Origin of the sequence: Mesobacillus selenatarsenatis SF-1, assembly GCF_000813125.1 — a bacterium.
Classification (GTDB): domain Bacteria; phylum Bacillota; class Bacilli; order Bacillales; family Cytobacillaceae; genus Mesobacillus; species Mesobacillus selenatarsenatis.
The window spans coordinates 1-14,105 of record NZ_BASE01000059.1 but is presented as its reverse complement, the minus strand read 5'-3'; the positions used below and the strand labels follow the sequence as shown (position 1 = coordinate 14,105).

Here is a 14,105-nt window from a genome sequence, read left to right as displayed (position 1 = left end):
CCCTGATTTTTTAAGGGACTCGGCTTTTTTTGTTTAGGTCTCAAGAAAATCAAAAAAATCAGCAGATTTTCAGTGGCCTCCTACACAGGGAAGGCATTCTATTCATTATTAATTTGATTCTTCACTTTTCTCCCACACAAGAGAGAATGTCGTTCCATTAGGATTACTTTCTTTTAAAATCAGATCTGCCCCCAATGATCGGGCGAGCATTTTGCTGAAAGGCAGGCCGAGTCCGAGGCCCCTGACTTTGAGTTTTTTCCTCTCACCCCGGAAGAAACGTTCAAACACCAGTCCCTGCTCTTCTTCCGGAATGCCGGTACCATTGTCTTTCACATCAATCCTTCCCTCTGAAAGAATGAGGGATATCGTACCGCCATGGCTCATCGCCTGATAGGAGTTATTCAATAGGTTTATCAAGATTTGCTGCAATCGTAATGGATCTGTCATAGCATGTATGGTGTCGTTGGGTGTGATGACCTTTAAATCTATGGGTTCATTTTGCGTGACCTGCCACTGCCTCCCGATATCCTCAACGAGTTTGTTCATATCGCAATTCTCTGTACGGATCGTGAAGGCACCTGCTGCCAGTGAGTTGAATTCCAGCAAATCAGAAATCATTGTTTGCAATCTCTGGATTTCCTTCAGCGTGATGTCCAGGAATTCCTGGCGCTCCTCCCCTGTTACGACCCCGTCGCGCACAGCCTGGACGAGCCCGCTGATCGAGGTCACAGGGGTTTTCAAATCATGGGTCACACCAGCCAGCAGCTCGGCACGCATTTGCTCCAGCTGGGTCAATCGGCTGGTCATTTCTTTAAAAGAATTAACGAGTTCATATATTTCAAGTTCCTTTTGGTTGGCATCAAGCTTGATGTCATAATCACCTTCACGCACCTTTGCCGCTGCCCGCGCTACACTCTGGATTGGTTTGAGGATCCTTTTGGTGAGAAGATAAATAACTATCCATCCAAGCAAGCCAAGCCCCAGCAGTAAAATGAGTAACAAACGGTATTCTTGGTCGATGTTAGTCAAGTCACCAGCATTTTGCATCACAACTACCCAGCCGGCTTGAATATCATCGATGGTGATTGGCGCCTTAACAGCGTAAATATCTGTTCCATTTTCTGTGAGTTTCTTAATTGAATCCTCACTTGCAATGACCTCTGCGGGCACATTTTTGGATATATGGCGCGGACCTCCTCCACCATGCATCGGACCCGTATTCAGAACATTTCCATCCATATCAGTAATGACAAGCAGAGGCTGATTTTCCATTTCGAAGAATCTTGTCCGGTCTTCCATTCTACGGTCAAAACCGCCGAAATTATTGGACTGTGCGACCCGGTCGGCAGTTTCAACTGCCATATACTCCATTAACTTCAATCGGTTTTCCAGCGTCGTTTCCTTGATCCACCACACCGATCCCGCACCGAGCAAAAGAAGCCCGACAACCAGGGTAAGAAGATATCTGGTTGTCCAATATCTCAACAATGTCACGTGCTTTTTATTTTTCGTAAACACTGAACTGATACCCCAATCCTCTTAATGTTGTGATCTCTCCCTGTGACGCGGGCCACTCCGCCAGGGATTGGCGGATTCTTTTTATCGATAAGTCCACTGCGCGGTCACTTCCGTCATAATCCATTCCCCAAACACTTTCGAGTAAGTCTTCTCGGGTAAATGTCCGATTTGGCCTTTCCACTAAATAAATCAGCAAACTGAGATCCTTTGGAGTTAAGACGACTTTCTCGCCAGCGACCGTGACAACATGGGAGTCCATGTTGATTTTCAGACTGCCAAACTGTTTCATGTTTTCCGTTTCGAGCACATGGGAAGAACGGCGAAGTACGGCATTTACCCTGGCAACCACTTCTTCGCCAATAAAAGGCTTGGAAATATAATCGTCCGCTCCCTGGTTCAGCCCTTTCAAACGATAATCAATGTCCCCAAGGGCAGTCAGCATGATGACCGGACATGGGCTGATTTGACGGATTTCCTTTAGAACTTCCCACCCGTCCATTCCTGGCAGCATCACATCCAGCAGAACAAGATCCGGCTTGTGCTCAGTAAATAATGTCAGACCTTCGCTTCCATCAAAAGCCTGTAGGACCTCATAGCCTTCATGTTTCAGGTAAACCGCCAGCACTCTTGAGATCGTTTGTTCATCTTCTACGATTAAAATGGTCTTCATATTCGCCTCTCCCATCCTACTAGAAAGCTTTCACTCTGGAGCCCGTCATTCCGGTTCATTTTCTACTCCTTATTTTACAAGAAAAATCCCCCGCTAGATACCGGGGGATCAAGTGTATTATTTTACATTAAAAGCCTTGTCCACCGCCGTTATGGTGCATGCCGCCACGGCCGCCTTCACCGCCGAAACCGCCTTGTCCCATTCCGCCTTTGCCGCCGCCATGTCCAAAACCACTGCCTTTTCCAAAGCCTTCACCATTTCCAAAGCCGTTGCCCTTTCCGAAACCTCCTCCATGCCCAAAGCCCATTCCATGGCGTCCGAATCCATCTTCAAACAGCTCGTCAAGCTTGTCAGCATCTTTGTCCCGAATCTCTTCCATAAGCTCGCGGGTATCTTTATTTGCAGTGGATATTCCAAGTTCCTTCGCCAGGTTCACGACTTTCTTTTCCTGTACTTCCTGGGCGATTTCACCGATTGTTTTCCCATCAATCGTAATGTTCAGTTCTTTTGCGTCTGCTTTTACTTTGGCAGATTGGACCTCCTGCGCAACTTCGCGGATATCCTTGCCGTCTACTGTAATTCCATACTTCTTAGCCTCTTGGTTTATAAAAGCAGTATGAACTTCCTGCTGTAGTGTCTGCTGGTCTTTGCCCTCTGTGGAAACACCGAGTTCCTTGGCTCTTTTATTCAAGTTGGCTGTACGGATTTCTTCCATTAGGGTTTGAGCATCCTTGTTGTCTGTTGAGACGCCGAGTTCTTTCGCCTTATCCTTAAGGTTTTCTAAACGAATCGCATCGTGAAGTGCAGCTGCATCCTTCCCATCAGTCGAGATGCCCAAATCCTTCGCTCTCTCCTTAAGGCTGGCCAGTTGGACTTCCTCAGCCAGCGTTGCGACATCCTTGCCGTCTGTCTTGATTCCCAGTTCGTTTGCTTCATTTTTAAGTGTAGCTTGGCGAATTTCACCCATCAATGTTTGAGCGTCTTTACCTGATGTACTGATTCCAAGGTCTTTTGCCTTTTCGATCAGTGCTTCTGAGTTACCTCCGTAATATCCCTTATGACCAAACCCTTTACCAAGAAAACTTTTAACAGTGGTTGCTGCTGTGCTTGTCGTACTGTCGTCATTCGCCAAAGAGGTAGTAGCATAACCTCCAAGCAAAAGTGCTCCAGCGATTGTAAATCCAATAACTGATTTCTTTTTCATATCTGACATCCTCCTAAAAACCATTCTATTTTTTAGATTCAAGATGGGCATGAACCTTATACTCATAATTTACTCTGTGAATATGTCAGCAAAATGTCAGATGAGAAAAAACGAAAAAAAATTAGATAAGCTATATTCGGACGTAATAGCCGGATTTCAGCCTATATCATTGATTTCTTGAAAATCTTTTATGTCCGGTAAATGTCAAATCGAAAGGAAAATAAAGAAACCCGGAAATACTCCGGGTTCGACCTGTTACTTCAACTGTACTTTCTCGTCGCCAACCTTGATAAACCATTTTCCTGCAGCAAAACTTCCCTTTGAAACTTCGAACACTTTTGTATCTGTAACGGTAATTCCAGGATTTAAGTCGCTTGCAATCTTGGCATTGTCGACATTAGTCTCAATTGCGTAGTTGGAAGATGCGTCAATATCGGCGTCAAACTCTGTTCCTTCCTCATCCACCAGACGGACATTAGGATAATCAAACATCCCCACCGGCTTCTTTGAAGTGTTCTTGATTTTGTATTGAATTGCAACAAACGTACCGCCTTCTGATACCTCTTTGTTGATGAATTCATTGCCAACCTGGTCTTTTTCTTCGAACTTTGTAACAGTGATTTCAACTTTGTCTGCAGGAATAACTTCTCCCACTTTATATACTGTTTCTTCTTTTACCGGTGCAGATGCTGTTGTAGCAGAGCTATCTTCTGTACTCGACCCTTCTCCTCCGCCAAGAGCTGAACCGATGATTCCAGCCAAAATCAATACACCAATGAAACTTAAAATCTTATGTCGCCCGAAAAAGCTGCGCTGGTCTTTCCCGCAGTGAGGGCATTTCTTCACACCTTTTGCGATTTCTTTACCACAAGTCTTGCAGCTTCCTAATTGATTATTTGCCATAACTCTTCCTCCTCGATTACTTAGTTATTACTTCATTCTTTTTTCCATAATGGATTCAGAAACGACCTCATACATGTTTTCAATCCCTTTTTCTGAGGCTTCGAATTTAAAGGAATTCTCTATATTGATTCCCAGGCTGTCAGCCTCCTTGACGACATCGATATTCGCCCCCATGAAGATGAATTCCCAGTTGTACTTTTCCTGCTGATGCTGGATCAATTCCTTCACTTTTCCATATGTGAACTCACTGCTCGCATTCTCCATGCCATCTGTCGTGATCACGAAGATAACCTTGCCTGGCCTGCGGTCTTCCTTTGTTTTTGCCAGGCGGTAGCCAACATCGAGTATCGTTTTACCCACGGTATCCAGAAGTGCTGTCGTCCCGCGGACATAGTACTCATCCTCTGTCAGCTTCGCCTCCCTTGCATTAATGCCGTTCCAGAGCACTTCATATTCATCGTCAAAAAGCACCGTTGTCAGGATTGTTTCGCCAGCCAGTTCGGACTGTTTTTTTACAAAAGCATTGAATCCGCCAACAGTGTCGCTCTCGAGCCCTGCCATTGAGCCGCTCCGGTCTAGCAAAAAAATGATTTCCGTAAAATTGTTATTCATCACTATCATCCTCCTAGGTTGAATCTGATATAATCATAACTAGATTCATCCATATATTGGTCGCCTGTTAAGCGACATTTTAAGGAGGCTGGCCTCATGCTGGATAAAAAGATATTGGCAGATTTACAGGAATATATCGATCAGAATATGACGTTCATCCTTTATGAAAAATCTGCCGCACCACTTGAGGATTTTGTCCTGGAGAGTATTTCTCCTTTAGAGATCGAAACGTTCATCGCGCAGAAACGGAAGCCGACTTTGCAAAAAGTGCTGTTTGATTTTATTGATAAAAAGGGAGCCGCTTCTGACGCTGAAATTTATAAAAAAGCGGGAATCGACCGCAGACATTTTTCAAAGATTCGCTCCAACCCTGAATACAGGCCAAGCAAGAATACGGTCATCGCCCTCGGACTTGCGCTTGAATTGAACAAAAAAGAAACCGACAAGCTGTTAAGCTCTGCCGGCTACTCTTTGTCAGACAGCGAAACATCCGACCTTGTCATTCAGTTTTGCATTGAAAGAAATATATATGAGATCCACCAGGTCAATTATGCATTGGATTATTTTAGCCAGAAGCCTTTGGGTGGAATCCTATAAGAAAAGCGCAAGCACCTTGGTCAGCCCCGACAAGCGCTGGAGGACCGACCGGTGAAGTCGTTCTTTGACTTCATTGGGCGGTCCGAAGCGACTCGAGGGGCTAGGCGCTGGAGCTGGACCTTTCTCGAAGTAAAATATAAACTTTCTTATCTCATAAAAACAGCCTGGAGGAAATTGAACCTCCAGGCTTGTTTGATTTAATGAATGGCAGTACCACGCTCAAAATGGTTCATGCAAGTCAGCTCGATAATATAATCGTAGTTTGCGATTGCCCTCTGAAGCTCGGATTTTTCATCTATAGACAGGTTTGGATTCTGCATTTTATTCGCCAGCTGCATCTGCAATGCTTCTAATTGAGATTTGACTTCTTGATAGTTCATGTCCAACACCCTTCCCAAAAAATGAAATCGTTTTCTTTCATGTCTTTATTATATATTATTAACCCCTTTGGGTATCAATGAATTTATTGATAATTTGTGAAACTTTATTAGGAATCAGCCTTTTACACGCAGCCTTAAATTTATTTTCTTCAAAAGGTTTCATCAGCAGACTGAGGAGCACTATTTGTTCCCAGGCTTTCCTTTTTAAATAAAAGTCGATTAGTCTGGCGTTTGAAGTATAATGAATACTATTCAGTTTATGCATATGATGATTCGCTGCGAGAATCCTATATATAAATAAGTGGGATAATAAAATAAAAAGAGGTTTTTATATGAGTAAAAAAAGTTTTGATGATTACAACTTAAGCGAAGAAATTAAACGCGCCCTCACTGTGTTGAAATATGAATCGCCAACAGAGGTCCAGGAAGAAGTCATTCCGTTAGCCTTGGAAAAACAAGATCTTGTCGTTAAATCCCAGACAGGAAGCGGGAAGACGGCTTCATTTGGAATTCCTATTTGTGAGTTGGTTGAATGGGAGGAAAGAAATCCCCAGGCCTTGATTTTAACGCCAACGAGGGAACTAGCTGTTCAGGTTCGTGAAGACATTACGAATATTGGAAGGTTTAAACGAATCAAAGCCATGGCCGTTTATGGCAAGGAGCCTTTCTCGAAACAAAAAGAGGAATTGAAGCAAAAAACTCATGTCGTTGTTGGTACACCTGGACGCGTCATCGATCATATTGAAAGAGGAACGCTTGTACTAGATGAAATCAAGTATCTGATCATAGATGAAGCGGATGAAATGCTTAATATGGGTTTTATCAATGATGTGGAATCAATTATTGAAGACCTTCCATCAGACAGAGTAACGATGGTGTTTTCTGCGACATTGCCCAAGGATGTTGAAAATCTCTGCCATAAATATATGAAGGATCCTGTTAACATCGAAATCGCTTCTACCGGTATTACGACAAATACGATTGACCATATGTTGTTCGAAGTGAAAGAAGAGGATAAGATCTCCCTTCTAAAAGATATTACGGTTGTTGAAAACCCTGACAGCTGTATCATTTTTTGCAGGACGAAGGAAAATGTCGATACCGTGTTTACCCATCTTGAAGAAGCAAACTATTCTTGTGAAAGACTTCATGGCGGATTGGAACAAGAAGACCGCTTTGCTGTGATGGATGGCTTTAAAATGGGGAATTTCCGCTATCTTGTGGCCACCGATGTCGCTGCAAGGGGAATTGACGTCGATAACGTTTCACTTGTCATCAACTATGACGTTCCAATGGAAAAAGAGGGCTATGTGCACCGGACAGGCCGGACTGGGCGCGCCGGAAACAAAGGAAAAGCGATTACGTTTGCTACACCTTTTGAAGATAAATTCATCAGGGCAATACAACGATACATTGGCTTTGAGATTCCTGTTACAGAAGCTCCGAACAAGCAGGACGTAGCAAGAAACCAGGCTGCATTCGATGAAAAAATCAGCGGGCGCCGTGTAGTGAAAAACAACAAAACAGCCCGGATCAACCAGGATATCATGAAGCTTCATTTTAGCGGCGGCAAAAAGAAAAAGCTTCGCGCCGTCGACTTCGTTGGAACAATCGCGAAAATCCCTGGAGTAACCGCAGACGATATCGGCATCATCACGATCCACGATACAATGTCCTATGTCGATATCCTGAACGGAAAAGGCTCGCTTGTCATTCAGGCAATGGAGAATGCAACGATCAAAGGAAAGAAGCTCAGAGTCAGCAAGGCTATAAAATAGAGGCTAGAAGAAAGGACGATTATGACATGCATAATCGTCCTTGAATTTATCTTGTTTTTTTACATACAATGATCTCGCGTTCGAAGGTCGCTTTTCTCACGACACAGCGGTCAGCAATTTCAAAGCCGGCATTACCGATGATAGAATCGATTGGTTCAATCGTGACGATGACTACTTTATCAGCAAATTCGTATGTGCTCTGGAGCATCTCGAGCTGCTCTTCGGGTGTGATTACTGAGCACAGATTGTACGGCATATCAATAATTGCCACGTCATAGTTCCCAGTGACATTGCGGATGTCCTGGAACGTCACTTCCGTTGCATAGCCAAAATGCGCGATGTTCTCCCTTGTTCCAGGCAGTATAAGCGGATTGAGATCACTGGCAACAATGTCGATGCCCATCGACAATGCTTCCACTACAACCGTTCCAATTCCGCAGCATGGGTCGATCGCTTTAACTCCAGCTGGATCAGGAACGGCGATATTGGCGACGGCTCTTGCGACACGGGTGCTTAATGAAGTCGAGTAGCTATGCGGTTTTTGCTGATGGTTCAGCCAGACCGCTTCACTGCTGTGGTATTCACCAAATACCCAACGTTCGTTTACATTCATGATCCCAAACAGCACATCTGGATTAACGAGCTCCGGCTCACCGGGAATTTGCAGTCCCACTTTGCGTTCGATTCGGCGCCTCTCTTCAAAATCCACCTTTTCAGGTCCAGATACTTTTACATACATCACTTTAAAAGTAGCGGCATTCAATTCTATCTTCTTTACTTGCTCAATTATGTCCTCCAATTTCTCACCTTCAAGGATGACATCCATACGTCCCCTCATGAACGGACTCCGGCTTGGATCAATTTTCAAAGTGCTCTCCAGGATTCTGGATTCTGTATCCTTCCCAAAAAACGAACGCATTTCCAGTGCGCACAACTCTTTTTCTTCACCTGGAAAAGCGTAATTATATATAAAAGACTCAGGTTCAAAGTTAGTGAATTCCAATCAATTTCAAATCCTTCCGCTGTTCAAAACAGCTTTTATCCATTCCATAACATATAACTTTAAAGGTTAAATCGAAATAAAAATGACTTACCCCTTGGGCAAGTCAAGTGCTTGATATGCGAGCTGATACTTTCTGCCCTCAGCTACTTCAGAATGATACAAAGCCTTAAGGGCAAAGTTTTTCTCCAGCTCATGTTCTTTCATCAAACTGGATAAGCGCGTTTGCAGTTCTGGATGTTCTTTTATCAACTGTTTCATTTGAGATTTTATAAACTTCATCTATTATACCTTTACCCTTCAAAATCTAATGGTCCAGCTAAGTATAGCATGAACAAGTTTATAGTCGTTCATAACTTTTTTCTTGTTCAATCCGGTTCTACATGAACATGGACGTCATATATATCGTATTCTTCCATGAGCTTATCTTCGACTCTCGTCGAGATATCATGAGCGGTGCTGATGTCGAGGGTAGGTTTCACCGTGATCACGCAGTCAACGACAATATTGTTGCCGTAGCTTCGTGCCTTCAAATCTTTAATTCCCTTGACACCAGGAATATTACAGATGGTTTCGTTATATTCTTTAATTAGGTCTACATCAAAGCCGTCTGTCAGCTGGTGGGATGCTTCCCGGAAAATGTCCCATCCTGTTTTTAAAATAAGTGCGCCAACGATGAATGCAGTTACTGGGTCGAGCCACGGCAAACCAAATTGGGAGCCGATGATGCCAACAGCAGTACCGATACTCACCCACGAATCGGACAGGTTATCTTTAGCCGCGGCCATGACCGAATGGCTTTTTATTTTGCGTGCGAGGTTCCGGTTATAACGATACACGAAGTACATAATCAATGCAGAAAATAAGCCTGTCCAGGCAGCAATAAGATCTGGTGCTTCGGCAGTTCCTTCAAAAAATGATGTGAAGGCGCTGGTTAAAACCTGGAAACCGACAACAATGATGATGAAAGATGCCACCATCGAAGCGACCATTTCCGATTTCCAATGGCCATAAAGGTGGTCATCATCCGCAGGTTTTTGCGATAGCCTCAACCCAATCAAAACAGACAACGACGCTAAAATATCGGTAGTATTGTTCAAGCCATCTGCCTTCAATGCTTCGGAATCGCTGATGTAACCTACAGAAAGTTTTAAGGCAGACAGTATTATATAAGCGAGGATACTGATCATCGCCCCGCGTTCACCTAGTTTTAAATTGGAATAACGTTGTTCATTCATGGACTGGCCTCCATTCAACTGCTAGAACATTTTAACAATTAAAGAACGAGTGAGTCTATAGCAACCTTTTTACCCTTGTCCATTTAATTGACAGGGAAGCAAAAAAGTTTCCCAAGGTGAAAAGAAAGAAATAGAAGTAATTACCAGAAACTTTCCGAGGGTTAAATACGTACTAATAAATATCGGAAAATTACGCGTATATCGGCACAGCTACAAAACTATTTTCATTTGTGGTAAAATGTAAACTTCAGTAGATTCCTAGGAGGGATTGCATGGGGACAAAAAAGAACATGTCCATAAGTTTCGTATTGATTGCCATTGTCCTATTATGGCTTAAAACCTACACCGTTTATAAATTTAATTTTGATATAGATATTGAAAATTCAATGCAGGAATTCATCCTGTTCATCAATCCCTTAAGCTTCCTCATGATTGTCCTGGGTCTCGGGGTCTTCATGGCAGGAAGGAAGCAGAAAACTTTCGTTGTAGCGACGAGCTTTATCACATCCTTTATTCTTTACGCAAATGTTGTTTACTATAAGGAATTCAGTGATTTCATCACGATTCCGCTGTTGACGCAGACAAGCAATATGGGCGATTTAAAGAGCAGTGTTGGCGAATTGATCGGCTGGACTGACATCATGTATTTTGCTGATGCCCTTTTGATTCTGGCACTAGCTTTTGTAAAAACGCCAAAAGTTTCTTTTAAAAAGTACAAGAGTATTTATGCAGCTGCCTTTTATTTCAGCGCAATCGGCCTTGCATTCTTCAACCTCGGACTTTCAGAATCCGAGCGTCCTGAATTGCTGACACGTACATTTGACCGGGAAATTCTTGTTAAGAATATTGGCACGTACAATCACCATATTTACGATGCATACCTGCAAACAAAGACAACTGCACAAAGAGCTATGGCAGATGGCAACCAGTTGACTGAAATCGAAAACTATACACGCGCTCAATATGCAGCTCCTTCTGAAGAAATGTTTGGAGCAGCTAAAGGAAAGAACATCATTGTCATTTCAATGGAGTCTACCCAGAACTTTGTGATTGGCCAGAAAGTGAATGGCCAGGAAATCACGCCGTTTTTGAATGAGTTCATTAAAGACAGCTATTACTTTGATAATTTTTACCATCAGACGGCACAAGGTAAAACGTCTGATTCCGAATTCCTATTGGAAAACTCTTTATACCCGCTCGGCCGCGGCGCTGTATTCTTTACCCACTCAGGGAATGAGTATATGTCCCTTGCTGAAAGGCTGAAGGAAAATGCTTATTATACAGCGAAGCTGCATGCGAACAACAAGAGCTTCTGGAATCGTGACGTCATGTATAACAACTTTGGTTATGACCGTTTTTACTCATTGCCGGATTATGAAGTGAATGAAGAAAACTCTGTTGGCTGGGGCATGAAGGACATCGAGTTCTTCGACCAGTCGATCGAACATTTAAAAGCAATGCCTAAACCGTTCTTTGCGAAATTTATCACTCTGACAAACCACTTCCCATTCGAATTGGATGAAGAGGATAAATTCATCGATGAATACGATTCAAACAGCGGTACATTGAACCGTTACTTCCCAACTGTCCGTTATACAGATGAAGCATTCAAGCTGTTCATCGAGGACCTGAAGGCAGAAGGACTTTACGAAGATTCAATCATCGTGATCTACGGTGACCATTACGGAATTTCCGAGAACCATAACAAGGCAATGGAGCAGTACCTTGGCAAGGAAATCACGCCATTTGTTTCAACACAGTTGCAGCGTGTGCCAATGATCATCCACATCCCGGGTCACGAAGGAAAGACGATCTCAACCGTTTCTGGCCAGATTGACCTTCGCCCGACATTGTTGAACCTTGCTGGAATTGATACGAAACAGGACATCCAGTTTGGAGAAGACTTGTTCTCCGAAAAACAGGATAACTTTGTTGCCCTAAGAGACGGCAGCTTCATTACTGAAGATGTTGTTTACACAAAGGGAGTTTGCTACGATAAAGCCACAGGTGAACCGACAGATGGTGCAAGCTGTGAACCTTATATCGAGCATGCCAAGAACGAACTGAGCTACTCCGACCAGATTATTTATGGAGATTTGCTTCGCTTTTATGAAAAAGATGAACAACAACAATAATTGAGAACCCCACTGATCAGTCAGTGGGGTTTTTGATTTGAGTTACGAATAAAATAAAACTAAAAAACGCCCCCATAAGGAGCGTTCTCGTATTAGACTTCCATTATAATCGGCAAGATCATTGGCCTTCTGCCCGTCTGGCTATACAAGAACGGATTGACGACGTCGATGACAGCCTTTTTGATGCTAGACCAGTCCTTCGTGCCTCCCGCCAGTTCTGTTACAATTTTATCCTTGATCAATTCTTCAACATTTTTCATTAGGTCGCCAGATTCCCTGACATAAACGAATCCTCTTGTCACGACTGTCGGCTTGTTGACAAGCTGCTTCTTCTCACGATCGATCATCATCGTTACGATCACAAGTCCGTCCTGGGAAAGGACTCTTCTGTCTTTTAACACGATATGTCCTATGTCACCGATGCCGCTGCCGTCAACATATACTGGCTGCGCTGGTACTTTACCAGCAACCTGGCCGCCCTCAGCAGATAGTTCAAGGACATCTCCATTGTCTAAAATGAAGCAGTTTTCAGCCGGAATTCCGCATTGTTCTGCCAGTTTTACGTGCTGGTTAAGCATGCGGTACTCACCGTGAATTGGAATAAAGAAATCCGGGTTAAGCAGCTTGATCATCAGCTTCTGTTCTTCCTGCTTTCCATGACCGGAAGTATGGACTTCGCTGATTTTATGATGGATGATTTCTGCACCAATACGGTGCAGCTTATCAATCACACGGTTTACGCTGATTGTGTTGCCCGGGATCGGCGATGAAGAAAATACAATCGTATCTCCAGGAATGACGGAAATTTGTCTATGTGTGCCATTCGCGATCCTCGCAAGGGCCGCCATCGGTTCACCCTGGCTTCCCGTACAGATAATCGTCATCTCATTGCTGGGAACCTTCCCAATTTCATTGACACTCACGAACGCTTCATCAGGTGCAGAAATATAACCCAATCTGCGGCCAATTTCAAACGTCTTTTCCATACTGCGGCCAACGATGGCCATTTTTCGGTTATACTTTAGTGATGATTTCACCACCTGCTGAATCCTGTCAATGTTCGATGCAAACGTCGCGAAAATAACGCGGCCATCCACCGTCTGGAAAATATCTTCGATTGCTTCGCCTACACGTTTTTCTGATACCGAGAAACCTGGCACTTCACTGTTCGTACTGTCTGATAATAGACACAGCACTCCCTCACTGCTGATTTCGGCGATTTTCTGAAAATCAGTGCCCGCGCCAACCGGCGTCAGGTCAAATTTGAAGTCACCTGTGTGGACAATGTTCCCTTCCGGTGTCGTCACCACAACACCGAATGAATCCGCGATACTGTGCGTCGTCCTGAAAAAACGTACCTTGATATTCTGGAATTCGACGACTGTATCATTATTGATTTGGTGGAATTTAATACCTTTGATTTTGTGCTCCAACAGCTTGGACTTGATAAGCTCAACCGCAAAATCTCCACCATAAATCGGTGCTTTTACATCCTGAAGCAAGAATGGCAACCCGCCAATGTGGTCCTCATGACCATGCGTCACGAAAATCCCTACCAGCTTGTCCTGGTTTTGCTTCAAATAAGTGTAATCCGCAAGCACATAATCAATCCCGAACAATTCATTATCCGGAAACTTGATTCCGCAATCCACTAACACCATTTCATTTTTGTATTCGATTACATACGTATTTTTTCCGATCTCACCAAGACCGCCTAAAGCGAATATCTTAAGATCTTTTTTCAATTTCGTTTCCATAGTTCAACTCCTGTTTCTTTGTACAAATATATTTATTAATTCCCATGGGAATCATAGTCTAATAAGAATAGTGAAGAAATTGGTTGGAGAAAATAGGGGTTTGAAGTTCTTAAAATATACCATAAAATATACGTTTCAACAAATCATGCAATTCCTTTTAGTATTGAGACGAGCATTTAAGGGGAAAAGTTGCTGAGACGGATAAATTTTCGTCCTGAGGATTCTTTTAGGGCAATGCAACTGTTCTGCTTTTATCGTTTTTATTTATTTCACTCCTTTTCGGGTAATGCAGCGGCTCTGCTTTACCGTTTTT

At 43.3% G+C, this 14,105-nt stretch carries 14 protein-coding genes; 4 read left to right on the top strand and 10 right to left on the bottom strand.

Translation table 11 applies throughout. The annotated features are described in order from the left end of the window. Window positions 1-108: 108 nt before the first annotated feature. The 5 genes from TY49_RS12735 to TY49_RS12715 form a co-directional block, all read right to left on the bottom strand. Window positions 109-1,518, bottom strand: a complete 1,410-nt coding sequence (locus TY49_RS12735) for a HAMP domain-containing sensor histidine kinase (RefSeq protein WP_041966295.1) — start codon at window positions 1,516-1,518, stop codon at window positions 109-111. Then, entirely contained in the window at window positions 1,502-2,188 is a 687-nt protein-coding gene (locus TY49_RS12730; RefSeq protein WP_041966294.1) for a response regulator transcription factor, read from the bottom strand. Before TY49_RS12730 ends, TY49_RS12735 begins: the two co-directional genes overlap by 17 nt. Window positions 2,189-2,315: 127 nt before the next feature. Further along, window positions 2,316-3,392 (bottom strand): hypothetical protein, encoded by a 1,077-nt coding sequence (locus tag TY49_RS12725; protein ID WP_041966293.1) that lies wholly within the window; start codon window positions 3,390-3,392, stop codon window positions 2,316-2,318. Between the two features lie 255 nt (window positions 3,393-3,647). Further along, the gene (locus tag TY49_RS12720) at window positions 3,648-4,295 is read right to left on the bottom strand and encodes a DUF4352 domain-containing protein (protein ID WP_041966292.1); all 648 of its coding nucleotides are present in this window, start codon (window positions 4,293-4,295) and stop codon (window positions 3,648-3,650) included. Window positions 4,296-4,322: 27 nt separating this feature from the next. After that, the gene (locus tag TY49_RS12715; RefSeq protein WP_041966291.1) at window positions 4,323-4,907 is read right to left on the bottom strand and encodes a vWA domain-containing protein; all 585 of its coding nucleotides are present in this window, start codon (window positions 4,905-4,907) and stop codon (window positions 4,323-4,325) included. Between the two features lie 96 nt (window positions 4,908-5,003). Between TY49_RS12715 and TY49_RS12710 the strand changes: the two genes are divergently transcribed. Then, on the top strand, window positions 5,004-5,504 hold the full coding sequence (locus TY49_RS12710; RefSeq protein ID WP_041966290.1) for a hypothetical protein: 501 nt from the start codon (window positions 5,004-5,006) through the stop codon (window positions 5,502-5,504). 51 nt (window positions 5,505-5,555) lie between these two features. Continuing rightward, complete coding sequence (locus TY49_RS24680) at window positions 5,556-5,705, top strand: hypothetical protein (protein WP_156972680.1); 150 nt, start codon at window positions 5,556-5,558, stop codon at window positions 5,703-5,705. On the opposite strand, the gene TY49_RS12705 is transcribed toward TY49_RS24680, so the two are convergent. After that, window positions 5,702-5,884, bottom strand: coding sequence for a DUF3896 family protein (locus TY49_RS12705; protein WP_041966289.1), 183 nt, complete (start codon window positions 5,882-5,884; stop codon window positions 5,702-5,704). The two genes, TY49_RS24680 and TY49_RS12705, sit on opposite strands and share 4 nt — an antisense overlap. Window positions 5,885-6,216: 332 nt before the next feature. Here TY49_RS12705 and TY49_RS12695 point away from each other — a divergent pair, with 332 nt between their 5' ends. Next, window positions 6,217-7,662 carry a DEAD/DEAH box helicase gene (locus TY49_RS12695; protein ID WP_041966287.1) on the top strand — a complete coding sequence of 482 codons (1,446 nt, stop codon included), beginning with the start codon at window positions 6,217-6,219 and terminating at the stop codon, window positions 7,660-7,662. Window positions 7,663-7,708: 46 nt separating this feature from the next. Here the strand turns inward: TY49_RS12695 and TY49_RS12690 are convergent, their stop codons facing one another. The 3 genes from TY49_RS12690 to TY49_RS12680 all read right to left on the bottom strand — a co-directional run bounded on the left by TY49_RS12690 (window position 7,709) and on the right by TY49_RS12680 (window position 9,900). Further along, on the bottom strand, window positions 7,709-8,665 hold the full coding sequence (locus TY49_RS12690) for a TRM11 family SAM-dependent methyltransferase (protein WP_041966286.1): 957 nt from the start codon (window positions 8,663-8,665) through the stop codon (window positions 7,709-7,711). Between the two features lie 87 nt (window positions 8,666-8,752). After that, window positions 8,753-8,944 (bottom strand): hypothetical protein, encoded by a 192-nt coding sequence (locus tag TY49_RS12685; protein ID WP_041966285.1) that lies wholly within the window; start codon window positions 8,942-8,944, stop codon window positions 8,753-8,755. Window positions 8,945-9,030: 86 nt separating this feature from the next. Next, window positions 9,031-9,900: a cation diffusion facilitator family transporter gene (locus tag TY49_RS12680; protein WP_041966284.1), complete on the bottom strand. Its 870-nt coding sequence runs from the start codon at window positions 9,898-9,900 to the stop codon at window positions 9,031-9,033. Between the two features lie 272 nt (window positions 9,901-10,172). Here TY49_RS12680 and TY49_RS12675 point away from each other — a divergent pair, with 272 nt between their 5' ends. Then, the gene (locus TY49_RS12675) at window positions 10,173-12,035 is read left to right on the top strand and encodes an LTA synthase family protein (RefSeq protein ID WP_041966283.1); all 1,863 of its coding nucleotides are present in this window, start codon (window positions 10,173-10,175) and stop codon (window positions 12,033-12,035) included. A 92-nt stretch (window positions 12,036-12,127) separates the two neighbouring features. On the opposite strand, the gene rnjA is transcribed toward TY49_RS12675, so the two are convergent. Then, a complete protein-coding gene (rnjA, locus tag TY49_RS12670; RefSeq protein ID WP_041966282.1) occupies window positions 12,128-13,792 on the bottom strand; it encodes a ribonuclease J1 in 1,665 nt (554 codons plus the stop codon). Window positions 13,793-14,105 lie beyond the last annotated feature (313 nt).

Excerpts from the sequence above, each read along its gene's own strand:
- TY49_RS12720 (WP_041966292.1), bottom strand. The coding sequence starts at position 4,295 with ATGGCAAATAATCAATTAGGAAGCTGCAAGACTTGTGGTAAAGAAATC.
- TY49_RS12680 (WP_041966284.1), bottom strand. The coding sequence starts at position 9,900 with ATGAATGAACAACGTTATTCCAATTTAAAACTAGGTGAACGCGGGGCG.
- TY49_RS12685 (WP_041966285.1), bottom strand. The coding sequence starts at position 8,944 with ATGAAGTTTATAAAATCTCAAATGAAACAGTTGATAAAAGAACATCCA.
- TY49_RS12675 (WP_041966283.1), top strand. The coding sequence starts at position 10,173 with ATGGGGACAAAAAAGAACATGTCCATAAGTTTCGTATTGATTGCCATT.
- TY49_RS12695 (WP_041966287.1), top strand. The coding sequence starts at position 6,217 with ATGAGTAAAAAAAGTTTTGATGATTACAACTTAAGCGAAGAAATTAAA.
- TY49_RS12715 (WP_041966291.1), bottom strand. The coding sequence starts at position 4,907 with ATGAATAACAATTTTACGGAAATCATTTTTTTGCTAGACCGGAGCGGC.
- TY49_RS12705 (WP_041966289.1), bottom strand. The coding sequence starts at position 5,884 with ATGAACTATCAAGAAGTCAAATCTCAATTAGAAGCATTGCAGATGCAG.
- TY49_RS12730 (WP_041966294.1), bottom strand. The coding sequence starts at position 2,188 with ATGAAGACCATTTTAATCGTAGAAGATGAACAAACGATCTCAAGAGTG.
- rnjA (WP_041966282.1), bottom strand. The coding sequence starts at position 13,792 with ATGGAAACGAAATTGAAAAAAGATCTTAAGATATTCGCTTTAGGCGGT.
- TY49_RS12710 (WP_041966290.1), top strand. The coding sequence starts at position 5,004 with ATGCTGGATAAAAAGATATTGGCAGATTTACAGGAATATATCGATCAG.
- TY49_RS12725 (WP_041966293.1), bottom strand. The coding sequence starts at position 3,392 with ATGAAAAAGAAATCAGTTATTGGATTTACAATCGCTGGAGCACTTTTG.